This window comes from Peribacillus sp. V2I11 (assembly GCF_030817135.1).
Taxonomy (GTDB): domain Bacteria; phylum Bacillota; class Bacilli; order Bacillales; family DSM-1321; genus Peribacillus; species Peribacillus simplex.
Genome location: NZ_JAUSYW010000001.1, coordinates 3,521,360 through 3,547,149, shown reverse-complemented (window position 1 = coordinate 3,547,149; position 25,790 = coordinate 3,521,360). Strand labels below are relative to the sequence as shown.

Below are 25,790 nucleotides of genomic sequence, written 5' to 3'. Positions count from 1 at the left end.
GTATCGCAGCAAACTAATGGATCACTCAATGATCCAATTTCATAGGGAAAGTGGATTTTTTCAGGGAACCAATTTTGCTTCCAAGATTTCAGAGTTCAACTCATCTTTTAAATCCAATTGATAGCATAATTCTTTTTGAGAAAAACTGGATAGTAGTTGAACTATCCAGCCCCCACTTATCCAGTTCGATTGAAATGACAATGTCAGGACTCCCGAATGATGTCGAAACCCTCCTCTTGCAAATGTCTGGCTAACCAAAATCCCCATCCAATGAACCTGCCAAGGATCCACTCAAAAAAAAATGCATCCCTGCTTACTAGCAGGAATGCAAAAGTACAAGTCACCAAGTTTTTGACCATCCTCTTTTTAATCTACGGCTTAATATGCACTCCAACCTGCATCTGCCGTGATGACAGTACCATTAACAAAACTGGAATCGTCTGAAGCAAGGAACAAAGCCACTTTGGCGATTTCTTCAGGTTTGCCGTTGCGTGGATTGATAGCCATACCCAATTGTTGGCGAGAGATGCCGAACTCATTGATATTCGTCATGCTGGAACCAATATTGGTTTCAACTCCGCCTGGTGCTATTGCATTGCAGCGAATCCCTTTATTGGCATACATGAAGCCTGTGTTTTTTGTGAAACCAACCACTGCGTGTTTTGAGGCAGTGTAAGCTGCGCCTGCACGAGCACCATATAAACCGCCAGCAGAAGCAATATTGATGATGACTCCTTTTTGTTTTTCTAAAAAGATTGGCAATACCTTTCTAGTCGAACGCATGACGCTTGTCGTGTTAATTGCAAAAATCCGATCCCATCTAGAATCCTCAACGTCTCCAGCAGGTTCCATGCCATCCATGATACCCGCGTTATTCACCAAAATATCCACCGTACCATACGTACTGACCGTGGTATCGATCAAATGTTGAATATCTTCTTCCACCGCTACGTTCGTTTTAATGGCAAAGGCCATTCCGCCATTCGCTTTTATTTCTTCTACCGTCGCGTTCGCACCATCAAGATTTAAATCCGATACGACGACTTTAGCCCCTTCTCTAGCATAATCTATAGCAATTTGCTTCCCCATGCCTGATGCTGCGCCTGTCACTACTGCAACCTTGTCTTGTAATTTCATTTAAACTCCCCCATTCATTCTAGTGAAGTGTTACTTATTGTACAGATGTTCATTAACTAACTTCCTTTATAGTATAATTAGTTTCAGTAGGCTTATACAATCAGCAAATGATGACCTCGATGTTGAACAATGAACACGAAGGGTTAATTATGTTTATTAAAAGTACAATAACGAACAAAGGGTGAAGAAAATGTCCAATAATAACACTGGGATTGATAGAAGGATCAGGAAATCGAAAATGGCTTTGAAAGAGTCCCTCATATCATTAATGCAAAATAAGGATTTCAGGGAGATATCGATTACTGACATTGTAGAACTCGCCGACCTTAATCGGGGTACATTTTATAAACACTATCAGTACAAAGAGGAACTGCTCGAAGAGGTCATGGAGGATGTGATTGCCGATTTGATCATATCTTACCGGGAACCTTATAAAAACGTTGAAACCTTCACCATCAATGAACTGACGGCTTCAGTAATCAAGATATTTGAACATGTAGCTAACTATGCAAACATTTATACCCTCATCCTAAAGTCGAATGCATGGCCTACATTACTAGAAAGGATTTGTAATGAATTAAAGAAACTTCCATTAGAGGACCTAGAAGATTACCGGCCGAACCCTAAGATCAATAAAGAACTTGCCTCCAGTTACCAAGCATATGCGATATTAGGCATGATCATCGAATGGGTCAACACAGGCTTTAAATACAGCGCAGGCTATATGGCTGAACAGTTACTGGAAATCATTAATAATAAATCGGTAAATGCCGTCTATAAAATAAACCATACATTTAAAGATGCCCAGCAGTAATAAGAGGGATGCTTTGGCAACCCTCCTCCATTTCCATGTTCCTTTTGGAATGCTCAGCAAATAAGGAACCTTTTTACGGCAGACAAGAAAGCTGGTAAATTATCTTCATGCACAAAGTGTCCGGCATCCTCTATCGTCACCAATTCGCAATTTGGAATAAGCTCGGAAACCTCCTGCAATTTGTTTTGGGGAATATGGCTCGACCCGCCCCCTATAACAAGCGTCGGCATCATAATATCGGTAAGACGCGCCCACCATTCGGGATTGGGTTCATTAAGCTGCTGTAGAATCGAAGGCACAACCTGCCAATCAAACGGCAGGGGGCCAGAAGGTCTGGGAGGAACCTCCATGGTTTTTTCCGAAAAAGGAGGAGGCGTGTCTTCGACAATCAACCTATCTATCCTCGAAGGAAAAGTTTGCGAGAAAAGATAGGAAACCGTTCCCCCCATGGAATGCCCTATTAGTGAAAACCTTTCCAAATTAAGCGCATCCGCAAAATGAAGCAAATCATCACACATCCATTCAAAAGTGTATGTATCAGTTCTCGCACTCCCACCGTGGCCCCGTTGATCTAAAGCTAAAACACGATGATTTTCTCCTAATGCGGCAGCCACTTGATCCCATGATTCTGCACTTTTCCCCAGAGAGTGAAGAACAACAAGCGGTGGTGCAGAAACATCCCCGCTCTCCCGATATTGAAACGTGAGTCCATTCAACTTAATTTGATTAACCCGTATTTCCATCCATTCATCTCCTAGGATCGGATTCGTCATTTTGAACCCGATCCATTTAATAAAAACCTCCTAGAATACTATGTTCCCTATAATGAAATTATACTTTTTATGCCTTCACCCATTTATTCGTCCTAACAGCGATTTATTCCGACTATTTTGGCCTTTACAACATTTATTCATCCTTTGTCCTAGCGGAGTTGGCGGCAGCGAAGTAGTCCATGACAAATAACCGAAATTGCTTGGCTACTGGGGTGAAGTAGCGTTTTTCTGACCAGCCGAGCCCTATTGTTCTTTGACAAGCAGGTTCGGTTATCCGGATTTTATGGGATAATGACCCGGTTTGATGGAGCCATGTCAATTCGGATACGAAGGCGACCCCCAATCCTTTCCTGACAAGGTCCGATATGACAGCCGGTTCATCTCCTTCGAATGCGATGTGCTGGACGAATCCCGCTTCGAGGCAAAATTGGTCGGTTAGGCTGCGGAACCCGAAGCCTGTATTCATACTGATGAATGGTTCATCTTTCACTTCTTGGAGTTGAATGCTTTCCCTGCCTGCCAGTCGGTGATTGGGAGGAACGATCAAGTATATTTCTTCGGTGATCAGCGGTTCCCACTTTAAGTCTGGTCCTTCAATCGGAACGGAAGAAATGCAATAATCGATTTCTCCTTCAATTAGAAGCTGTTTCATGGATGATATGGATTTTAGGAATTGTTGAAAACGGACATCCGGGTATTGAGATAAAAATGTACCCAATAAATCAGGCAGGACCCTGGGAATGCTAACGGCCAAGGTGATGTTCTTTTGGTCTTGATCTGTTAATTCCACTATTTCGCGCCTTCCTTCATTCAGTTCTGCAAAAGCGCGTTCGACCCGGTTCAAGAAAATTCGTCCGGCTGCATTGAGCTTGATTTTCCGGTGTTCCCTATCGAACAGTGAGACTCCCAAATCCTCTTCAAGCCGGGATATGGTTTTACTGAGGGATGGCTGAGCAATCTGAAGTTGTTCCGCAGCCTTCGTCATATGTTCCAGTCGTGCTACGGTTTGAAAGTACTGCAGCTGTAATATTTCCATTTTCCCACTCTTTTCACATAGATTTTAATCTATTATTACATAATCAATTATGTATTATACAGTATCTTAAAAAGCCATTATGATGAAATAATCTCTTAGTTAGAAAGGGCAGGCTCAAATAATGAAAGGTTTACAACTTGTATTTCAAGATATAAAAGCAATGTGGAAACATAAACATGGGAGAATCGCCTTGATTTTCCTTTTGGTCGTTCCATTGATTTACTCAGGTTTCTTCTTGGCAGGATATTGGAACCCTTATGGAAAGTTGGATCAGCTCCCTGTTGCAGTGGTCAATCTCGATAAAGGTTCGGAAATGGACGATAAGCCAGTCGAGGCTGGAGATGATTTCGTTGAACAATTGAAAAAGCAGAAAGAATTGGACTTTCACTTTGTCACGGCAAAGGAGGCTAATACGGGTCTTGAAGAAGGTACCTATTATATGGTAGTCACGATTCCGGATGATTTTTCGGAAAATGTCACGACTTTACTGGATAAAAAACCGGAAAGAGCTAAACTTTTGTATTCCGTCAATCCAGGTAAGAACTTCGTTGCCTCACAAATCAGCTCTACTGCTGTTGAAAAGATGACTGCAAAAATCAACGCAAGCATTACGAAAGTCTATTCTGAAGGCATCCTTTCAAAATTCCAGGACGTTTCTAATGGCTTGGCGGATGCCGGGGATGGAGCGGAAGAGCTTCATCAAGGAACGGCGGATGCGAAAAGCGGCAGTGAGAAATTGAATGTTGGCATTCAGGATTTGAATGATGGCGCCCAGAAACTGCAAACAGGAAGCACCAAGCTCCTGGATGGACAAGAAGCCTTAACGGATGGTGCGAAAGGATTAACATCAGGTTCCCACAACTTGTATTCCGGCATGAAGCAGCTATCGGATGGACATGACTCATTGGAAAATGGGATGAATGAAGTAAGCAAGGGTGTTGAGAACTGGTCAGCCGGAAATGCAAAATTGATGCAAGGGCAAGAACAGGCTGCCGATACAGCGAATACTCTTGAGAAACAATTGGATGCCTATATGAAAAGTCATCCTGATGCAATAAAGGATCAAGACTTCAAGCAAATCGTTGTCCTATCAGAAGGTTTATCCAAAGCAGCCACCACTTTACATGCCAGTCAAAAGCAATTGGGCGAAGGTGCTGCCAAAGTGGCGGATGGACAAGAAACCGTTCAAACCGGGATGAATGCCTTTGGTGATAAAATGGCACAAGCTACCTCGGGTGCTAAGCAATTAAACGAGGGTTCTGAAGAATTGGCGAATGGATTATTTAAATGGAAAAATGGTTACTCCACTTTACATGCCGGAATCGATTCGCTAGCCGGCGGAAGCAGCCAGCTAGCCAGTGGATCGACGGAACTTCAAGACGGACTGGCTTCACTGGAAACGGGTTCAAGCAAGTTATCCACCAAGCTTAACGAAGCTGCCGATAAAACGGCCAGTCTTCAGTACGACGATTCGACAACTTCGATGTTCTCTGAACCCGTACAATTGGTCCAATCCAATTTATCTGAAGTACCTAACTACGGAACCGGGATTGCTCCTTATTTTCTGTCATTGGCCTTTTATGTAGGCGGCATCATGGCTTCCAATATCTTGCCGCTTGGCCGCAGGCAGAATCTTAAGGTTACCGGAACCGTTCATTTCACGAATAAATTAATGCTGGTATATGTAATCGGCTTGATTCAGGCACTTCTAGTGGATGCAGTCGTCCTTCTTGGATTCCATTTACATGTAGCCAGTGTCCCTGTATTCATTCTATCAAGCATCATCGTTTCATTTACCTTCATGACGTTCATCCTTATGTTGGTGACCGTATTCGGAGTGGTGGGCAAATTCGCAGCCGTGACCCTTCTCGTATTCCAATTGGCTACCTGCGGCGGAACATTCCCAGGCGAACTGGGCATGTCATTATTGACGAAAATCGGTCAACTTTTACCTATGGCCCACTCACTGAAGGAACTTCAAGAGGTCATCTCATTAGGAGGCTGGGAAAACTTGCAGACTCAGATTTGGATCTTACTAGCCTATCTTGCTTCTGCAGCGATCATTGGCTGGATGGCCAGTCATATTCAGCATGCAAAAATAACTTCAGAAGAAGTGACATCTTGATGTAAAAAGGGCAGTGCAAATGGCACTGCCCTTTTTTGTATACAAGTGAAAATCACCGGGTAAAACATACTGATGGATGGGTAAAATTATTCCGCTATTACCTGAATTAAATTCCGTTCCGGGCCTTAAATCGGTGGTAGACCAAACAAAATCGGCTGAAGTTAAAAGAAAAAGCCCTATGCTGCCTGACTATTCAGGTGGCAAGGGCTTATTCTTGTTTCATTTAAGCGGTTTGATCTTTTTTCATAGCTGGTTTTTCTTCAGCCGGCCATGCGCGCTTAATGAATAATGTCAAAATCAGTGCCACAGCAGCAATGAAGGTGGATACAAAGAAGGAGAAGTTAATTCCATCCAGCATCGCCTGCATCCCGATCTGGGCCTGCAGTTGTTCCATCATCTCCGCAGTGGGCTGGCTTGTTAGTTTGCTCATTGCTTTGGTCATTAAATCCTCACCGGAAGAAGCGGCATGGTTTGACATGACCGTAACAAGCAATGCTGTACCGATCGCCCCGGAGATTTGGTTCAGCGTGTTATTCATCGCTGTACCATGCGGGTTCATACGGGCTGGCAGCGAGTTCAATCCATTTGTCATGATCGGCATCATGGCCATGGACAAACCGAATAAACGGACGGAATACAGAATCACAATATGTGCATAAGAAGTATCCATTGTTAATTTACTGAAGAAATACGTCGTCACCACAGTGATAAACAAACCGGTTGAAGCAAGTATGCGCGCACCGAATTTATCGAAGAGCTTACCGGTAATCGGTGACATGAGGGCCATCAATAGTGCACCGGGCAGCATCAATAATCCTGAATCGAATGGTGAAATGCCACGGACCGTTTGTGTATACATCGGCATTAAGATCATCGCCGAGAACATCGCCATATTCAACACGATTGAAATCGTTGCAGATAAGGCGAACATCGGATGTTTGAAGATCTTGAATTCAAGCATCGGTGTTTCCATTTTAAGCTGGCGTGTAATGAAAAGGATCAGGGAAATGGCACCGACAATCAATGTTCCATATACCCAAGGGCTATCCCAACCTTTGCTGCCTGCCGAGCTGAATCCATAAAGCAAGCCGCCAAAGCCTAAGCTTGAAAGAATGACCGATAATTTATCAATTTTAATATCGACTTTTTCCTTTTTGTCTTTAAGTTTAAAGAAGCCGAGAATAAGCACCAATAAAGCTAGCGGAGTAATGAAGTGGAATAGCATTCTCCAATCATAATGTTCGATGATCCAGCCTGAAAGTGTCGGCCCGATTGCAGGGGCAAACATCATGACTAAACCGAATAATCCCATTGCCGAGCCCCGTTTTTCAACAGGGAATGCAGTTAAAAGCACGTTCATTAATAACGGCATCATAATTGCGGAACCTGCTGCCTGAACCATACGTGCGCTCAATAATAGCGGGAATGCATGCGCTACACCTGCAACGATCGTCCCGATTGAGAATAGGAGCATGGCTGTCAGGAACAAATTACGTACCGAATATTTTCTTATTAAGAAGGCTGTTGTCGGAATCATGATTCCGTTCACGAGCATATAGCCCGTCGTCAGCCATTGAACTGTGGAAGTCTCGATTCCCAGGTCCGTTTTGATTGATGGCAGTGCAATATTTAAAAGGGTTGAATTCAGTATCGCTATAAACGCCCCGACCATCAGTATGGCCAAAATGCCATACGATCCCTTTTTCTCATTTGTTTGTGCAGTACTCACTTTTTATCTATTCCTCCATTCAAACTATTGGTTCATTTAATTAGACGAGCGGTATATTCCAATCTCACAAAATCAATAATATACCCCTAGTTCATTTTTTGCAATAAAAATTTACTGGTTTAAATAAGGGTTTGTGCTGTGACGAAAAATAGAGTACGATTACATTTATACAAGCAGTATAATGAAAATTAGGTGATATTGATGAATAATCGAAGGCAGAATGTCATCGATACGGCTCATAAGCTGTTCATTGACAAGGGCTACCAAGCTACGTCCATCCAGGACATTCTAGATGGCAGCGGTATATCAAAAGGTACATTTTATAATTATTTCCCTTCGAAAGGTGAATTATTTATAGCCATTTTCCGTTCCTTCTATACAAAGATTCGCCATGAACGGGAAAAACTGTTGATTGGTCAAGATTCCTCCGATATTGAAATTTTCATCCGGCAGCTCGAACTGCAGATGATGGTGAACAAGCAAAGCAAATTGCTTATCCTGATCGAAGAAGTCCGTGTATCCAACGATGAGGAATTAAAACAATTCATCAATCAGACGCTATTGTTGAGCATACGCTGGATGTATAACCGTTTTCTCGATATATTCGGGGAAAGCAAAAAACCCTATCTATTAGATAGCGTCATTATCTTTCATTCGATGATGACCCACATGAATCATTTTAGTTATCGTGCTAATCCCGCCGGTACACCGGACATACAAATTATCCGCTATTGCATGAACCGCATTGTCCATTTAGTCCATGAAGTGGCTGATAGCGGGGAACAGATCATTGATCCGGAACTAATGGATTCGTGGTTTCCAAACTTTACAAACCACCTTGATCCTTGCCATAATGATTTGCTTCATTCCACCACGGAATTGAAAAAGGCGATAAACAAAGCTTTTCCTTGCGATGAAGATCGAACAAGAGCCATTGAATTGGTAGATTTTATCCAAGATGAGCTGATGCAATCCGACAAGCCGCGAAAATTTCTGATAGAAAGTTTGCTGCTCACTTTGAAGACTAGTTATGCATCACAGGTCCAAGCATACTTTGAGCCCTTTGAGGAAAGCATCAATTCTTGCTTGAACGGATGAGGATTGAAGACACACGCACCTACCGAAAACGGTAGGTGTTTTTTGAATTGCATCTGATTTTATAAAAAGAATTGGTTTTATAAAAGGGACCTAAGGAAACACTATCCTTATCATAATAAAGGGAGGTCTATCCACTTGAGTGTGAAAGAGAATGCTTTGTCCATACTGGCTCTGGGCGGAGTGAATGAAATAGGAAAAAACATGTATGTGATTCAATATTCTGACGATATCGTCATTATTGACTGTGGTGCAAAGTTTCCTGATGAAAGTTTATTGGGAGTCGATTTAATCATTCCTGATATTTCCTTTCTTCAGGAGAATAAGGAGAAGATCCGCGCTTTGGTTGTGACTCATGGGCATGAAGACCATATTGGCGGTATCCCTTATTTCTTGAAAAAATTGAATGTACCCATTTATGCTACACGTTTAACACTTGGTTTGATTGAATTGAAGTTAAAAGAACATAACCTTTTGGGTGATACGGAATTAATCCAGATCGATTCGGATTCAAGGTTGGAATTTGGGGAGATGGTTCTGGACTTTTTCAAAACGAACCATAGTATACCCGATTGCCTTGGAGTCACCATGCATACGCCAGAAGGCACGGTCGTTCATACAGGGGACTTTAAGTTTGACTTGACCCCCATGAATGATCAATATCCCGATATTCATAAAATGGCCAAAATCGGGAGTGAAGGTGTCTTGGTTTTATTATCCGAAAGCACGAACGCAGAACGTCCCGGCTCAAGTCCCTCGGAGCATCTGGTTGGCAGCCATATTGAAGAGGCCTTCATGCAGGCAAAACAGAAAGTCATTCTTTCGACCTTCGCTTCCAATGTCAATCGCGTTCAACAAGTTGTGAACGCTGCACAGAAGACAAACCGGAAACTCGCCCTGATTGGGCGTAGCATGGTGAACGTGGTATCCGTTGCCATTGAACGCGGCTACCTCGAGGTTCCTGATGGGATGCTTATCCAACCACAAGAAGTGGATAGTTATGCTCCTGAAAGGATCGCGGTTTTATGTACAGGAAGTCAAGGAGAGCCGTTTGCGGCCCTTTCCCGCCTATCCAGTTCGAATTATCGGGATATGAGCATATTACCTGATGATACAGTGATTCTTGCCTCCACTCCAATACCCGGAAATGAACGGGATGTTTCACGTATCATCGACAACCTGTTTCAACTGGGTGCCAAAGTCATTTACGGTTCTGGGACAGTAACGGGCATGCATGTTTCCGGACATGCCTATCAGGAAGAGTTAAAGCTCATGCTTACCCTGATGAAACCTAAATATTTCATCCCCATTCACGGTGAGTACCGGATGTTGCACCAGCATCGATTACTGGCTGAGTCTGTCGGGGTGGAGAAGGACCATACTTTCATCATCAATAATGGCGATGTGGTGGATATTGAAAACTCCGTTGCCCGTCAAACGAGAAAGGTGGCTGCCGGCAATACCTTTGTTGACGGAGTGGGCGTTGGTGATGTTGGAGAAATCGTACTGCGGGACCGGAAGCAGCTTTCCGAAGATGGAATGATCGTAATCGTCATAACAATAAGCAAGACGGAAAGAAAAATAGTATCAGGACCCGATACCATTTCCCGTGGATTTGTATATGTTCAAAATTCAGAGGACCTCCTCAGGCATGTTAATCGTCTTGTCACGAAAACGGTCAACGACTTACAAAGTGAAAAAATATACCGGTGGAACATCATTAAACAAACCATAAAGAAGGAACTGGGGCAATATCTCTTTAATCAAACGAAGAAAAAGCCAATGATCCTTCCGATAATCATTGAAATTTAGCGCCAAAATGAAAGGAACTCGACTTCGTATAGTCGAGTTCCTTTTTTTAATCAAGACCTGATTTACTGGCTTTGGCGGCCATCGCCTTGTTCTTATTCCAAACCTTGAACTTCATGAAAACGGCAGCAAGACCGATGATCACAATGAATAAAAGGCTGATGAAGAACCCTGGACGTATCTCTTTTTCAAGCAGGGTGCCACTGACCGCGGCTAAAATTAAAAGAATTCCGAAAACGGCCGTAATCTTACTCCACATCTTATTTTCCAAGATTTTGAATGAAGAAAGAATGATGAATGCCCAGTTATACAAAAGTAATATTCCAGCAGATGTTGTAATGTATTCATATATCTTGCCTGGCAGGAGCAAGGCAGTGATGATCGATCCTAAAAGTCCTAAGGCTCCAAGACCCAGTGAGGGCAGTGGAAGGTCCTTGAATTTCTTGATCTTTTGCATGAATAATGCGGGTGCATTCCCATCATTGGAAAGTGTTACCAATAGATTGGTTACACCAAATAGTGAGGCGGTCATCGTCGAGAAACCGGCAATGATGATCGCACCATTAAAAACGTGCGGAAAAAATGTCAGGTGATAACTGTCCAATGCCGAAACGAATGGGCTTTCTTTTTCACTGAATGCCCCTAACGAAATCATGGTTACGGCTAACCCCAATGAAACGACATATATAATGGTAAGAACCAAGAGCATGATCGTCCCTGCCTTTGGCGCATCTTCTTTCTTTTTAAGCTGCATCGCCATCAGTCCAATGACTTCAATCCCGCCAAACGCATAAAAAGCATAGATAAGGGATGTCCAAAACCCTTTTAGCCCTTTCGGGAATAATTCATTGTACGTATTCGGAAATGAGGGCGGTTTCCCTCCATCAAGTCCAAACCAGCCGAAAATGGCACATATTGCAATAATGATAAACATTACGATCGCTGCTGTCTTAATTACCGCAAGGATGTTTTCCACTCTATCGAACCCTTTTGTTCCCAGCAATACCACCACGATTGAAACAATTGCAAAACCGGATGCAAATAGCCACAGCGGTACTTTTGGGAACCAAAATTGCGATAATAGCGAAAGCGCAGTAAGCTGACTTCCCATGATCAATATATTGGAGGACCAATAATTCCAGCCACAGCTAAAGCCGGCCCATCGTCCAAATGCTTTATTGGCATAATAACAAAAAGAACCCTCTTGAGGATCGGCAGCCGTCATCTTAGCAAGCAGATTATAAACGATGTAAGTACCTAGTGCAGCCAATACAAATGAAAATACAATAGACGGCCCCGTCGTTTTAATCCCTATGGACGATCCAAGGAAATACCCTGTACCGATCGTACAGCCTACACCGACCAATGATAGCTGCCACCATTTCATATCGCCTTGTTGTTCACCCGATGCATTGGAATCTTGAACGGCCTTTCCCTTCGCTGAACTGCAATTGGCTTTTGTTGTCATAACATTACCCCCTTCCATCATTCATAGTGTTGATAAGGCCACAATGAATTATGCAAGGAAGAAGTTTTCCAGATGTTAAATCAAATATATAATAAAAAATGAAGTGATATGTAATGTTTTAAGCTTTATGGTAAGATGGCAGAAATGCCTTGATAAGCAAAATAAAACCCAAAGCCTATCAATGATAATCCAGAGATGATGGAAATGGCCATTAAGCTTTTTTCATTTAAGAACCTGCGAAATCCATTCGTTAATCCCGCTACAAAAAAATCCCAGCAGGTAAGACCCAGGAAGATCATCCCGCTATAGATGAATAGTTGGGAAGTCCCATAACTTGAAGCCGTTTTAGCTAAAACAGATCCATATATCCCCAACCAAAATAAAATGGATAATGGGCTGGTCACTGACATGATGAACCCAGTCAAAAAACAGGAAATTAAAGAATGCCTATTCCTGTATTGATTTAATGTTATCGTATTAACACGCAAAACACTTTCGGCCCCAGAATACATAAGCACAAATCCGCCAAAAAGCCATAGAAAGATCTGGACGATCGGAATTTCTAAAAAACCGCACCATACCTACATACACTAAAATCATGAACAAGGCATCAGCAATCATCGACCCTGTCCCAACGATCCAGGCATGCCAAAACCCGTTCTTGATTCCTTTATCGATACGAGCGGAATTCACAGGACCGATCGGTGCTGCAAGGGTAAGTCCTAAGAAAAAGAAACTCAGCAGTAAAATGTACACTCAAAATGCATCACTCCTTCGAGCTAGTTCATGACTTGTACATTTTATGTGACAACCCCCGGCCTATAACCCCATACAAAAAAATCCGTGGGAAAGCCCGGCTTTTTGGTATGTTATTGAAGCCTATTAGGCAGCAGCTTCTTTTTTGTCTGAACTTATGAATTTCAAAACAATCAAGACGATGCCTATGCCAATGATCCCTGAAATGATATAGGTCAAATTGATATGATTTTTCATGACAAGGGACATGACCGGTGGGCCTGCCGCAACTCCGATGAACCTTGATGACATGTAGAAGGAGGTTATCGTCCCCCGCTGTTCCTTTTTTATATTTTGAGTGATGATTGCGTCGAGTGTCGGCAATAACGCACCAATTGCTATGCCCACCAAACTCGTTACAAGTAATAAAAGGAAAATCCTGTTTTTTGTAAAACCGACAAATACAAGGCTGATTGAAAGGACAGCTAAACTGATCATGATGATCTTTTTCATGATTGGTAATTCACCCTTGATTTTTTTCCCTGCAACATAAGAAGAAATGCAAAGGAAAAACAGCGGGACCGCTATCACTAAACCTTTTTTGATTCCATGCAAATCATGGATTTTCTCAAGATTGTCAGACAAAAAGAAAAGAACACCAAACAAAACCAACATGACAAATACACCAATAAGGAAAACCGTATATAACCATTTTCCTTCCTGCTTGAATATTTTTTTCGTATCATGCCAGAATTCTTTGAATTTCTTCGGATCATCCTTCTCCTTTGGCACCTTTATAAAGAAAAAGACCAAGACAATAGATATTAAACTGAAGAATGAAATCGAGAAGAATGGTAAAAACCAGATAAATGCAGCAAACAGGGAACCCAATATGGGACTTAGTACTTTCCCAAATGTATTCGAGGTTTCTATGATACCCAAACAAGAACTCGTTTTTTCATCATCATCCTTGTATAGGTCCCCCACCAGAGGCAAAATGATCGGCGAGGCACCAGACGCACCGATCCCTTGCAATACCCTACCCATGATGATCCAGGTATAGGGATTTTCCATTTTCCATGAAGCATAACCAGCGACCAAGCCACCAATAAGGGCTAGGATCAGGCTTGGCAGGATCACCATTTTCCGTCCGAATCGATCTGATAAATAGCCAGCTATAGGAATTAAAAAAATGGATGCAACGGAATAGCTTGTTATCACCATACTGGATTGAAATGAAGATATCCCCACCTTATCCTCGAAAATGGGCAAAACCGGGATAAGCATAGAATTTCCAAGTGTCATCACCAATGGAATCGATGCCATGCTGATCAGGCACCACACGCTTACATCTTTATTTTGCTTCTCATGACCTTCCATACTTACACTCCTCATCCATTATAAAAGCAACTTATTGCATAAAAGGTAACCATTTGTGAACCCAATTTGTTTTGCATCATTTTTTAGATGTCTTAAATTATTATGTTAAAGCGCTTAAAGATTTATTCAGTAGCACTTTACCCAAAATTACCCCTTATGTCCTTTACAACAAAAAACAACATTATGTTTTAAGAATGGGTCAGACTGTAGACAAACTCGATAATAATTGATTTTGCCAACAATGTTTTTGGGAGTTTGTAAATTTCGAACGTGCCTCCAGGCCCTCGCTTTCCGCGGAAGGTCCGCCCCAGGCGTTTTTTGCGTCTGCAGGGTCTCCCTTGGACTTTTCTGTGTTGTTACAAAAACATCCAGGTCACGACCAGGTACATCCATAAGCAGCTAACCGGACCACGATTCACCATATCCACTCAAAAAAGGACTAAAAAGGTGGTACAAGTCCAATTGTTTGAATACATTCAAATAAGCGAAGATGTAACAAACGATGAGGTGATGATTTGGGTGTTTTTTTCAGCTATGTATTATTAGGCTTATCACTGGCGGCTCCTATCGGTCCCATAAACGCTGCCCAATTGGACAAAGGAATCAAGAAGGGTTTTTGGCATGCCTGGGTTTTTGGCTGGGGTGCCATTTTAGCGGATTTTGTTTTTATAGCCCTCGTCTTTTTCGGTGTCGTCCACTTTTTGGACAACTCCTTCATGAAGACATTTTTATGGCTTTTTGGATTTTTCGTCCTGACCTATACCGGAATCGAAAGTCTGCTTAGTGCAGGTAAGATAGAAGTGAATGCACGAAAAGCGAAAGATTCCCTTTTTTCTTCATTCCTGACAGGATTCATCATGTCCCTTTCGAATCCTTTATCCATTTTGTTTTGGCTGGGGATTTATGGGTCCATTCTCGCAAACTCCGCTTCAAAATATGATATGGATCATTTACTTTTATACAGTTCAGGAATCCTTATCGGCCTCTTAGTCTGGGATTTCGCTATGGCCATCATCGCCAGCACCTTCAGACGCTTATTATCCAAACCCATTCTAATGGGCATCTCGATCATTTCGGGTATATCCCTTATAGGGATTGGCATTTACTTTGCCATCCAAGCAGCCAAGGTTTTATTTACATAAAGATTTAAGCATTTACTCATGAGTTTCAGGGATTTACTCGTGAGTATGGGTGCTTTACTCGTGAATTCACAATAAATTTCTTACTTTTATATAAAATAGGCTGGGTATGGATTTGTAGATAAAAAAAGACAGCCGTTTTATTCGGCTGTCTCTTTTTATCCAAACCTATCCAATGGGCATTTACTCGTGAATTTCGCGCATTTACTCGTGAGTTCCGCGCATTTACTCGTGAATTTGGATTAAGCTGCTATCTTTTTAGATGCTGCGTTCTTTTATTTGCCGGACCATTTTCTTGATGAACGTTTCCATTGCGACATTTTCAAATTCTCGTTCCCCGTATTTCCGGACATTCACTTCATTTTCTTTCTCTTCTTTATCTCCAAGGACCAGCATATATGGGATTTTCCCCATTTGCGCTTCCCTGACTTTATACCCCAGCTTTTCATTCCGATCATCAATTTTCACTCTTATCCCTTGATTCTTCAGTTCTTTTTGAACCTTTAAACAATAATTCAAATGAACTTGTGAGACAGGAATGATCTGTACTTGCACCGGGGCAAGCCATACCGGAAAAGCACCGGCAAAATGTTCTATCAGGATTCCAAAAAAACGATCGATCCAAATATGGCACGATGAATGACGACCGGACGAACTTTTTCATTATTTTCATCGATGTAAGTCAGATCAAATTTATCGGGCATTTGAAAATCAAGTTGAATTGTTGCACATTGATGGCTTCGTTTTAATGCATCCTTAATATGAAAATCAATTTTCGGTCCATAAAATGCCCCGTCCCCTTCATTTAATTGATAATGTATCCCGATGCTTCCCAGAACATTTTTCAAGGCTGTTTCAGAAGCTTCCCAAAGGGAATCATCGCCCATTGAATCCTCTGGGCGAGTCGAGAGCTCAACGGAATACTCGAATCCAAAAGTGCGATACACCTTATCAATCAGATGAAACACTTGTTTAATTTCACTTTCGATTTGATCCTGCCGAACATAAATGTGGGCATCATCCTGACAAAATGTACGGACCCGCAGCATCCCGTTCAATGCACCGCTATATTCATGACGGTGGACTTGACCGAATTCGGCCATCCGGATGGGTAAATCCCTGTAAGAATGAAAATGAGCATATGACCCGGACAGTTCATTGGCTTCATCGCGAATTTTGTTTGATCCACCTCAGTGAAGTACATATTCTCATGGTAATGATCCCAGTGACCCGATTGTTCCCATAACCGCTGGTTCATCATGAAAGGAGTCCGAACTTCGTCGTAATCAGCTTCAGTCTGAAGCTCCCGCGAGAACTTCTCCAATTCATTTCTAACGATTTGTCCTTTCGGTAAATAAAACGGCATTCCAGGGGCTTCCTCCGAAAACATGAATAAATCCAACTGCTTCCCTATTTTACGGTGATCGCGTTTGGCCGCTTCTTCCAGGAATTTAAAATGATCCTGTAAATCCTTTTTCTTTCGGAAAGCCACGCCATACACCCTTTGAAGAACTTCATTTTGATTGTCTCCCCTCCAATAGGCACCAGATACGCGAGTCAATTTGAACGATTTTACAAATGATGTGGATGGAAGGTGCGGCCCTTTGCATAGATCGACGAATTCCCCCTGTTGATAGAGCGTTAATTTTTCACCCTTAGGGATGTTCTTTGCTATATCCAACTTGAATGACTCCCCTCTGCCCTCGAAAAACTTCACAGCTTCTTCATAGGACACTTCGACCCTCTTAATTTCCAGATTTTCACTTATGATATGTTCCATCTCTTTTTCAATAACTTGTAGATCTTCTGAGCTTAAAGGATGATCTAATTTAAAATCATAGTAAAAACCATCTTCCACGACTGGCCCTATCCCTAATTCCACATTTTGGTATATTCTTTTTACAGCCTGCGCCAAAACATGCGCCGATGTATGTCGTAAAACTTGTAATCCTTCGTCTGAATCCAGAGTCAAGATCGACAGTTCGGCATCCTTATTCAACTTGAAACTTAGGTCAACCAGTTGCTTATCCAGTTTTCCTGCTACTGCCTTTTTCCTTAAACTTGAGCTGATGGACCCTGCCACACTTTCCACTGTCATCCCTTGCGGATATTCCCTTTGCTGCCCATCCGGGAATTGAACTTTAATCATTTTTTCACCCATCACATAAACACCCCTTTTTTAGTAATAAAAAAACGCACTCATCCCTATGCAAGGGACGAGTGCGTTTACCCGTGGTTCCACCCAATTTCCCATAAGCAAAAATCACTCATGGCTCTGGAGCTTGTAACGCAGCTTAGACGATATCAGTTACTCTCGTTCACCGATATAGCTCAAAGGCGGTAAATCAGTTTCCTAAGCCAGGAAGTTCGCAGCTGCCCTTCCCTCTTTGCAGACCGTAAAAATGATTCATGTCCTTATCATGGCAATATTTTCATATATAAAAAACGCACCCATCCCTATATAAGGGACGAGTGCGTTTACCCGTGGTTCCACCCAATTTCCCATAAGCAAAAATCACTCATGGCTCTGGAGCTTGTAACGCAGCTTAGACGATATCAGTTACTCTCGTTCACCGTATAGCTCAAAGGCGGTAAATCAGTTTCCTAAGCCAGGAAGTTCGCAGCTGCCCTTCCCTCTCTGCAGACCGTAAAAATGATTCATGTCCTTATCATGGCAATAATTATAATAATAAAAAACGCACCCATCCCTAAGTAAGGGACGAGTGCGTTACCCGTGATTCCACCCAATTCCCCATAAGCAAGAAACACTCATGGCTCTGGAGCTTGTAACGCAGCTTAGACGATATCAGTTACTCTTGTTCACCGATATAGCTCAAAGGCGGTAAATCAGTTTCCTAAGCCAGGAAGTTCGCAGCTGCCCTTCCCTCTCTGCAGACCGTAAAAATGATTCATGTCCTTATCAATGCTTCTAAAATGTAAATGGATTTTTATATTGTTATATATATTACAATATATTCCCATAAGTGACAACCTCAAATTTTTTAATTTCATTACAAACACAAAATGGGATAATTAGTAAAAAAGGAGTTTCTATGAAAAGTTTAAGCAATTGGTCTATCGTATTTGCAGTGATGGTACACTATCATTTTGCTGTTCCCTTGCCTTACCTAAAACCTCCGAGCTGCTTATGATCTCAGGATTCGGTGCGATACTTATTGGTATGTTATGCAGTTTCGGGGCCATGTATAAAAATGAAAAAGGAAAGTCGAAATTTTTGGCCGTGGCTGCATTCTTTCTTTTAAGTTTCATTCTCGTTTGGAATGAACCATTACAAATTGTCAGGCTCATGACCTGGATGAAGAATTAATCAAAATGAAAAACCCATTCACCATGACGGGTTTTTTGATTGATTGATTCAATCTTCATCGGCTAGCGTTCGACTTGAATTCTTTATTCTAAGCCATAGCGTAAGTCCAGTGGTCCAGAGAATTAGCGCGCATCCAAAGCCCAGCAATGATAACGGTGCAAGGATTTGATGCTCCCCAAGCATGACAGTGTCTGGCACAATAAGCAATGTGATAAGCGCTAATAAACAGAGAAGCACTCCTGTTGCATAGTAGATCTTGATTTGGAAAAGCGATGCCAAAGGTAAAAAATGAATCCCGACAATAATGGCGATGACTCCCGGTATAAGATCGGTCTGATCGATCAAGTTACAGATGGCAATGGCAATCCCGATAAGCAAACCTTCGGCAATGAAGACCATATTAAACAAAAATCCGATACGCTTCATACGCCTAGCCCCATTTTCTGAAACTTGATTGGTCATTTTTTGTGATGCATGAATTAATGAAATGCCGCCGATGACCATTATGATTCCTACCAATATTGCTGCGAGTTCCACGTAGGGAAACCCCCACCCCTGCAATCCCATTACACCAATACCAGCCCACAGTGTACCGAAGAATGCCATGAAAATCACTCCAATTCCAGAACCGCGAAACGACTCTTTCATCATCAGTTTCCTTTCATCCACAGTAATATCTTACATAGAATAATAATATTCGTACACTCCCCAATTATTCATCTCACAGTGCCCTTCAGTTTAACTCCGGGCAGCCCAAACTGGAAAAAAATGATTTAAATACCTTGTTGCAAAAATTACCATACTGCGATATTATGTTATTAATTAGTGATTGATTAATCACTAATTAATTAAAATATGGAGGATACCAATGGCCAGACCCAAAAAAGAGAATCGAAAAGATGACATACTGGAAGCTGGTTTGGAGGTTTTTGCAGAAAAGGGCTATTACAATACAACGACTGCCTTAATTGCAGAAAAAGCCGGCATATCCCAGCCATATGTTTTTAAATTCTTTAAAACTAAAGAGGAGTTATTCGTAGCGGCTCTGGATCGAGCATACGAAAGGATCCTTCAAGCTTTCGAAATTGAAACAGAATCCGAAGACCTTGTTAACCATATGATCAAGGTATATGAAGATTTGACTGATTCCAATCCAAATGAAATTGCCTTACAGGTCATAGGACTTTCAGTAACGGAAGATGCAATAAGGAACTCTACGCAGAAAGGGTTATCCAGCATCAGAAATCTCACGCTGGAAAAATTTCAATCTGCTGGAATTCCGAATGCAGAGGACCAAGTGACCACCTTCCTGGCAAGGGGGATACTCTGTAATATTTCCCACTTCATCAATATGCCAGAACTTATAGATGGCGGGAGCAGGTAAGGACCGATTTTCATCGGTTTCTTATTTTAATCATTCATTTAGTGATTGATCAATAAATAAAAAGGGGATGAAAGATATGAAAAAAGCCATTGTATTAGGAGCAACCGGTGGATCAGGTCAAGTCATCGTTTCAGAATTGTTATCCAGGGGAAAAGAAGTCATCGCTTTCGGGCGATCAGAGAGTAAGCTTGAGCAATTAATGAAAGAGCATGATCATCCTCAACAATTAACATACAGAATTGGTGACATCTTTGATTACAAAACCATTGTAGAGGCTGCAGAAGATGCGGAAGTCATTTTCCAATGCGCCAACGTTCCCTATCAAGAGATGGCTTTGAGACTCCTTTCACTTGGAGAAAGTGTAATGAAAGCAGCCGATATTTTAGGAAAGAAGATTGTCATTGTAGACGGGATATATGTTTATGGGCATCAAGTTGCGAAAGGAGATGAAAACCATCCAAAACAGCCGCATACAAAAAAAGGGAAAATCAGGGTGGAATTCGAGAAGCTTATATTCAGCCAAAAATGGAAAAATGCCGAAGCAATGATTGTCAGGCTGCCCGACTATTATGGTGCGACTTCACAGAACTCCTACCTTCAGCCAACATTGAATGGGCTGGCAGCAAATAAAATGACCGTTTTTATCGGGGACTTAAAAACACCAAGAGAATATGTCTACTTACCGGATGCAGCAAAAATGATCGTGGAAATAGCAGAAAAAGACGATTCCTATGGAGAAGATTGGAACATCCCTGGACCAGGGCTAATTTCCGGAAACGAAATCATCCAAATTGCCCGTCAGGTAACGGGACAGAAAAAGATAGTCATTCCCCTAACAAAAAACATCATTCAGATGCTCGGCTTTTTCAATCCTTTCATGAAAGAAGTAGTGGAAATCATGTATTTAACCAAAGAAGGATTCATTCTGGATGGAGAAAAATATGAAAACCGCATCGGCTCCATCCCTAAAACTCCATACAAAGAAGGAATGGAAGAAACACTGCGACTTTTAATGAGATAATTGCCGCTTTCGTCGATATATTCCTATTTTCGAAGATATAACTGGATTTTCATACAAATCCCCATAAAAAAACCTGAGTCCCAAAGGGATCTCAGGCCAGACTGTAGACAAACTCGATGAAAATCGAGTTTGTCTATTTTTATGGCTTGTACAATTTGGACGTTGATTTCCACTCCAGGCACTCGCTTTCCGCGGGCGGTCGGGGAGCCTCCTCGGCTTTCGCCTGCGGGGTCTCCCCTAGACGCGCTTTTCCCGCAGGAGTCTCGTACCTTCCGTTCCAATCAACTTTGTCTTACCTTTTAGATAGAACACTTTTGCCTGGAGTCATTTTTGTTTTAAAATAGAAGTATTAAAACTTGAGGTGATGAGGATGCTTTCTAAACATGATTCTATTCAGCGAGATCAACTTGAAATGATTACTTTAGATCAACTGGTGCCACCGAACCATTTGGTTCGTAAAATGGAGGCTGCCATTGACTTCACTTTCATTTATGACTTGGTGAAAGATATGTATTCAGAGGTAGGACGCCCAAGTATTGATCCAGTTATTTTAGTTAAACTGACTTTCATTCAATATACCTTCGGTATTCGTTCCATGCGTAAAACGATTGAAGAAGTTGAAACCAATATGGCTTACCGTTGGTTCTTAGGCTATGGTTTCCATGATAAAGTACCTCATTTCTCTACGTTCGGGAAAAATTATGAGCGACGCTTTAAAGATACAGACCTGTTTGAACAGATTTTCTATCGCATTTTAATGACAGCTGCTAATAAAAAGTTAATAAGTGCTGAACACGTTTTCGTGGATTCCACACATGTGAAAGCCAGTGCGAATAAACGGAAATTTGAAAAGAAAATCGTTCGTAAAGAAACACGAGCGTATCAAGGACGTCTTCAAGAAGAAATCAATCAAGATCGTGAAAACCATGGAAAAAAGCCTTTTCCACCAGATAAATTTTTGATAAAGAAGAGACCAAAGCAATTAAAGAAAGTACAACGGATTCTGAGAGTGGCTACTATGTGAAAGATGAACGAACAAAACAGTTTGCCTATTCATTCCACGCGGCCGCAGACCGCAACGGTTTTGTATTGGGAACGATTGTAACACCTGGAAATACACATGACAGTCAGATCTTAGAGCCACTAGTTGAACAAGTGATTGAGAAAGTTGGAAAACCGGAAGCCGTTGCCGCAGATGCAGCTTATAAAACACCAGCGATTACAAGCTACCTATTTAACAAAGAAATCATACCGGCTTTACCTTATACACGTCCTCGCACCAAAGAAGGATTTTTCCGCAAACAGGACTATGTATACGATGAACATTTTGATTGTTACCTTTGCCCTTCGGGCGAAACTTTAAAGTACTCAACAACAAATAAAGAGGGCTATCGCGAGTACAAATCGCCAAAACAAATTTGTACAACATGCTCATTTTTATCTCGGTGTACAGAAAGCAAAGACTGTCAAAAAGTGGTGACACGGCATATCTGGCAAACACATGTGGAAGAAGCAGATCATCTGCGTCATCATCAAGATGTAAAACCTATATATGCAAAACGTAAAGAAACGATTGAGCGTGTATTCGCAGATGCAAAAGAAAAGCATGGTATGCGTTGGACTACTTTAAGGGGACTTAAAAAATTGTCGATGCAGGCGATGCTTACTTTCGCTGCCATTAATTTAAAGAAGATGGCCAATTGGACATGGCGAGGTCCAAAAATGGCCTAACATAGTGGGCTCGTAGAGCCCCAATCTCTTAACTTTAGGCGAAAATTCAAAGGGAATTTCAAAAGGGGTTCAGAATTTTTTAATTCCGAACCCCTTTTGTCTACAAACTGACCTGAGTCCCAAAGGGATCTCAGGCTTTTTCCATTGTTATCAAGCCACATCTGATTTATCGAATTGACAATCCTTTAATGATATTAATTTGGTCTTGTGATAAATCTTGTATCCTAACCAGATCACCAGGAATATCGGTAATCCGATATAGGAGACGGCGACGCCATACCAGTCGATGCTGCCGCTTAGGAATGCTTCATAATTCTGTCCTGCTATGACGAGCATACACAGGGTGAATGAAAGAATCGGACCGAATGGAAACCATTTTGCTTTATATTTCAATTCGTTTAGGTCACCACCCTGTGCAACGTAGGCGCGTCTAAAGCGATAATGGCTTATGGCGATTCCAATCCAGGCGATGAAGCCGGTTAGCCCTGATGCATTCAATAGCCATGTAAATACATGGTCCCCTAAAATGGAGGTCAAGAAGGCGAGTCCTCCAATTAAGGATGTCATGATCAAAGCATTCATCGGGATCCCCCTGCGGTTGACTTTGGCCAGGAATTTGGGAGCTTGATGATCTTTTGCCATCGACCATAACATCCGTGTTGATGCATATAGCCCCGAGTTCCCGGCGGATAGTAAGGAGGTTAATACGACCGCATTCATGACGGATGCCGCGAATGCCAGTCCTGCCCGTTCAAAGACAAGCGTGAAAGGGCTTACAGAAATATTATCGACATCTCCGTTCAACAAACTTGGACTTGTATACGGTATTAAGAGGCCGAGTATCAGGATGGCCCCGATGTAAAATAATAGGATGCGCCAAAATACTTGGCGGATCGCATTCGGAACATTTTTTTCGGGTTCTTCACTTTCTCCGGCAGCAATACCAACCAGTTCCGTGCCTTGAAAAGAAAATCCCGCGATTAGAAAGATGCTGATGATCGATAAAAATCCTCCCTTGAATGGTGCCTCATCCATGGTGAAGTTTTCAAATCCGATCACCTTTCCGCCAAAAACCCCCAATATGGTCAATAAACCAATAATGATGAAGCAAATGATGGCAATGACTTTTATTAAGGCAAACCAATATTCAGATTCACCATAGCTTTTAATGGATAGGGCGTTGAGGGTGAAGACGATTCCAAGAAATAATGCACTCCATATAAGGCTGGGTACATCAGGGAGCCAGAATTTCATGATGATGGCTGCAGCGGCTATTTCCACGGCAAGGGTGACTGCCCAGTTAAACCAATAATTCCAGCCAAGTGCAAAGCCGAATGCGGGATCAACAAAGCGTGTGGCGTAGGTGGAAAATGATCCCGACACAGGCATATATGTCGCCATTTCCCCTAAGCTCGTCATAAGGAAATAAACCATGATTCCAATGCAGGCATATGCAGCGAGGGCACCACCGGGGCCTGCGCTCTGGATGGTTGCCCCGCTTGCCAGGAATAATCCGGTTCCTATTGAACCGCCAATGGCAATCATGGTCATATGCCTTGCTTTCAGTTGCCTTTTAACTGTCGGTTCTTGATTATCAATGAGATTCATGTCCATATGGTTCCTACCTCATTTTCTTTTAAAGTTAAAAGTTCAAGAAATATAAGAGTTTTTAACAACCGCTTTGTGAAAGACTGAAATATTTCGCTTTACTTGCTGGGATGCTATCCAGTTTAATTGCCACTGCCTGGTATCGTTTCCCTATTCCCGGCCTGGGTGACCCCATCCTGCTCAGTCTCCATTCCACACCATTGAATTAAAGTAAGGGCAATGATCTCCGCTGTGGAGAAAACGTTGTCGAGCAGGATGTATTCATTTGGATAGTGGGCAACCTCGGTTACTCCTGGACCGAAAACGATTGCAGGCGTTTCACCGACATGTGTCAGCAATCCCCCATCCGTTCCCCAAGGGGATGCTTCAATGACCGGGTCCTGTCCGGCCACTTGCCGATATTGATGAACAAGCGCATTCATCAGTTCATGCTCTACATCAATTGCTCCTGGAACCCAGCGTGCCCCGAACCATTCCAGGACGGGCGGGTTTTCCTTGAACCATTGGTCCACTTCCCCCAGTTGCAATAACCAGGCAGCCATTTCGTCCTTCGCCAGCTCCATCGTTTCCTCCGGTGCAACGCCCATCCTTCCTTCGATTTTCACAAGGTCGGGAACGGATGACGGCCAATTACCGCCTTCAATGACACCTAAATTGATTGGAATCGGAATAGGCGTGTTCTGATAAAGCGGATCACTGATACGTGCATTTCGCTTGTCTTCCAAGGCACGAATATGATTGATGACGGTCATGCTTTTTTCAATCGCACTAACGCCTTCATACCTTGTTCCGCCATGTGCTGACCGTCCTTTAACATGGATTCGAAACCACATCGAACCCTGCTGTTTCGGGAAGATCCTCATATTCGTCGGTTCAGGGATCAGGGCGGCATCGGCTTTATATCCCCTCAGGACGGCCGCTAATGTTCCGGCTCCTCCGCTTTCTTCTTCAATCACACTTTGAAAAATGACATCTCCCTTTAATTGGATGCCATTTTCCTTCAATGCCTGCATCGCAAGGATCAGCGACACATTTCCACCCTTCATATCGGTTACTCCGCGTCCAAACATTCTTCCATTCTTAATCGCTCCGCTATATGGGTCGTCGTCCCACTGATCCCGGTCTCCATCCGGAACCACATCGATGTGTCCGTTCAAGATGATGGAACGTCCGCCTCCAGTCCCTTTCATGATACCCACCACATTGGGGCTGTTGGAAAAATCACTGCGCGGGGAATAGAAATAAGAATGCTTTTTCAGCTCGCCGCCGTCAGGTTCCCAACGATCGATCTGCAAACCCATTTCCTGAAGCTTTTGGGCGACGATGGCCTGTGCCCCTGCTTCATTTCCTTGCGTACTCGGGGCTTGTACCATTTTTTGCAATAGGTTTGTTCCTTCTTCCCGATGATCCTTGATCCATTGGTTTATCCGTTTTTTTATATCCGGCACATTTTATCCTCCTTAATTACACATATTCTG

At 42.4% G+C, this 25,790-nt stretch carries 16 protein-coding genes, 3 pseudogenes and 3 other annotated features; of the genes and pseudogenes, 8 read left to right on the top strand and 11 right to left on the bottom strand.

The genetic code is table 11. The features are described from left to right. Positions 1-378: 378 nt before the first annotated feature. Positions 379-1,137: an SDR family oxidoreductase gene (locus QFZ73_RS17285; RefSeq protein ID WP_251432779.1), complete on the bottom strand. Its 759-nt coding sequence runs from the start codon at positions 1,135-1,137 to the stop codon at positions 379-381. A 190-nt stretch (positions 1,138-1,327) separates the two neighbouring features. On the opposite strand from QFZ73_RS17285, the gene QFZ73_RS17280 reads away from it, so the two are divergent. Continuing rightward, positions 1,328-1,951, top strand: coding sequence for a TetR/AcrR family transcriptional regulator (locus QFZ73_RS17280; RefSeq protein ID WP_307268629.1), 624 nt, complete (start codon positions 1,328-1,330; stop codon positions 1,949-1,951). 53 nt (positions 1,952-2,004) lie between these two features. On the opposite strand, the gene QFZ73_RS17275 is transcribed toward QFZ73_RS17280, so the two are convergent. Both QFZ73_RS17275 and QFZ73_RS17270 read right to left on the bottom strand, forming a co-directional pair. Then, positions 2,005-2,694, bottom strand: coding sequence for an alpha/beta fold hydrolase (locus QFZ73_RS17275; protein WP_307268626.1), 690 nt, complete (start codon positions 2,692-2,694; stop codon positions 2,005-2,007). A gap of 163 nt (positions 2,695-2,857) precedes the next feature. After that, positions 2,858-3,760 carry a LysR family transcriptional regulator gene (locus tag QFZ73_RS17270; RefSeq protein WP_307268623.1) on the bottom strand — a complete coding sequence of 301 codons (903 nt, stop codon included), beginning with the start codon at positions 3,758-3,760 and terminating at the stop codon, positions 2,858-2,860. 121 nt (positions 3,761-3,881) lie between these two features. Between QFZ73_RS17270 and QFZ73_RS17265 the strand changes: the two genes are divergently transcribed. Further along, positions 3,882-5,885: a YhgE/Pip domain-containing protein gene (locus QFZ73_RS17265; protein ID WP_307268619.1), complete on the top strand. Its 2,004-nt coding sequence runs from the start codon at positions 3,882-3,884 to the stop codon at positions 5,883-5,885. Positions 5,886-6,108: 223 nt separating this feature from the next. On the opposite strand, the gene QFZ73_RS17260 is transcribed toward QFZ73_RS17265, so the two are convergent. Continuing rightward, positions 6,109-7,557, bottom strand: coding sequence for a DHA2 family efflux MFS transporter permease subunit (locus tag QFZ73_RS17260; RefSeq protein WP_307272867.1), 1,449 nt, complete (start codon positions 7,555-7,557; stop codon positions 6,109-6,111). A 258-nt stretch (positions 7,558-7,815) separates the two neighbouring features. On the opposite strand from QFZ73_RS17260, the gene QFZ73_RS17255 reads away from it, so the two are divergent. Together QFZ73_RS17255 and QFZ73_RS17250 are read left to right on the top strand one after the other, a co-directional pair. Continuing rightward, positions 7,816-8,712, top strand: a complete 897-nt coding sequence (locus QFZ73_RS17255; RefSeq protein WP_251432770.1) for a TetR/AcrR family transcriptional regulator — start codon at positions 7,816-7,818, stop codon at positions 8,710-8,712. 135 nt (positions 8,713-8,847) lie between these two features. Beyond that, complete coding sequence (locus tag QFZ73_RS17250) at positions 8,848-10,521, top strand: ribonuclease J (protein ID WP_307268616.1); 1,674 nt, start codon at positions 8,848-8,850, stop codon at positions 10,519-10,521. Between the two features lie 46 nt (positions 10,522-10,567). Here the strand turns inward: QFZ73_RS17250 and QFZ73_RS17245 are convergent, their stop codons facing one another. The 3 genes and pseudogenes from QFZ73_RS17245 to QFZ73_RS17235 all read right to left on the bottom strand — a co-directional run bounded on the left by QFZ73_RS17245 (position 10,568) and on the right by QFZ73_RS17235 (position 14,101). Next, complete coding sequence (locus QFZ73_RS17245) at positions 10,568-11,905, bottom strand: amino acid permease (protein WP_307272864.1); 1,338 nt, start codon at positions 11,903-11,905, stop codon at positions 10,568-10,570. A gap of 206 nt (positions 11,906-12,111) precedes the next feature. Then, positions 12,112-12,742: pseudogene (locus QFZ73_RS17240) on the bottom strand (LysE family transporter). Between the two features lie 126 nt (positions 12,743-12,868). Then, positions 12,869-14,101, bottom strand: a complete 1,233-nt coding sequence (locus QFZ73_RS17235) for an MFS transporter (RefSeq protein WP_251432750.1) — start codon at positions 14,099-14,101, stop codon at positions 12,869-12,871. Positions 14,102-14,616: 515 nt separating this feature from the next. Here QFZ73_RS17235 and QFZ73_RS17230 point away from each other — a divergent pair. Next, positions 14,617-15,243: a LysE family transporter gene (locus QFZ73_RS17230; RefSeq protein WP_307268609.1), complete on the top strand. Its 627-nt coding sequence runs from the start codon at positions 14,617-14,619 to the stop codon at positions 15,241-15,243. Between the two features lie 255 nt (positions 15,244-15,498). On the opposite strand, the pseudogene thrS reads toward QFZ73_RS17230, so the two are convergent. Further along, a pseudogene (gene thrS / locus QFZ73_RS17225) lies at positions 15,499-17,389 on the bottom strand (threonine--tRNA ligase). 60 nt (positions 17,390-17,449) lie between these two features. Beyond that, positions 17,450-17,671 (bottom strand) — a binding site (T-box leader). A 30-nt stretch (positions 17,672-17,701) separates the two neighbouring features. Further along, positions 17,702-17,922 (bottom strand) — a binding site (T-box leader). Positions 17,923-17,952: 30 nt separating this feature from the next. Further along, positions 17,953-18,173 (bottom strand) — a binding site (T-box leader). Positions 18,174-18,616: 443 nt separating this feature from the next. After that, the gene (locus QFZ73_RS17220; RefSeq protein WP_307268605.1) at positions 18,617-19,216 is read right to left on the bottom strand and encodes a DUF7010 family protein; all 600 of its coding nucleotides are present in this window, start codon (positions 19,214-19,216) and stop codon (positions 18,617-18,619) included. 220 nt (positions 19,217-19,436) lie between these two features. Between QFZ73_RS17220 and QFZ73_RS17215 the strand changes: the two genes are divergently transcribed. From QFZ73_RS17215 to QFZ73_RS17205, 3 genes and pseudogenes are all read left to right on the top strand, one after another. Further along, positions 19,437-19,952, top strand: a complete 516-nt coding sequence (locus QFZ73_RS17215) for a TetR/AcrR family transcriptional regulator (protein ID WP_251432738.1) — start codon at positions 19,437-19,439, stop codon at positions 19,950-19,952. Positions 19,953-20,028: 76 nt separating this feature from the next. Further along, complete coding sequence (locus QFZ73_RS17210) at positions 20,029-20,973, top strand: SDR family NAD(P)-dependent oxidoreductase (RefSeq protein ID WP_307268601.1); 945 nt, start codon at positions 20,029-20,031, stop codon at positions 20,971-20,973. A gap of 370 nt (positions 20,974-21,343) precedes the next feature. After that, positions 21,344-22,704: pseudogene (locus QFZ73_RS17205) on the top strand (IS1182 family transposase). A 150-nt stretch (positions 22,705-22,854) separates the two neighbouring features. Here QFZ73_RS17205 and QFZ73_RS17200 read toward each other — a convergent pair. Both QFZ73_RS17200 and QFZ73_RS17195 read right to left on the bottom strand, forming a co-directional pair. Beyond that, on the bottom strand, positions 22,855-24,318 hold the full coding sequence (locus QFZ73_RS17200; protein WP_251432732.1) for an amino acid permease: 1,464 nt from the start codon (positions 24,316-24,318) through the stop codon (positions 22,855-22,857). A gap of 116 nt (positions 24,319-24,434) precedes the next feature. Beyond that, entirely contained in the window at positions 24,435-25,760 is a 1,326-nt protein-coding gene (locus QFZ73_RS17195; RefSeq protein ID WP_251432729.1) for a peptidase, read from the bottom strand. Positions 25,761-25,790: the final 30 nt, after the last annotated feature.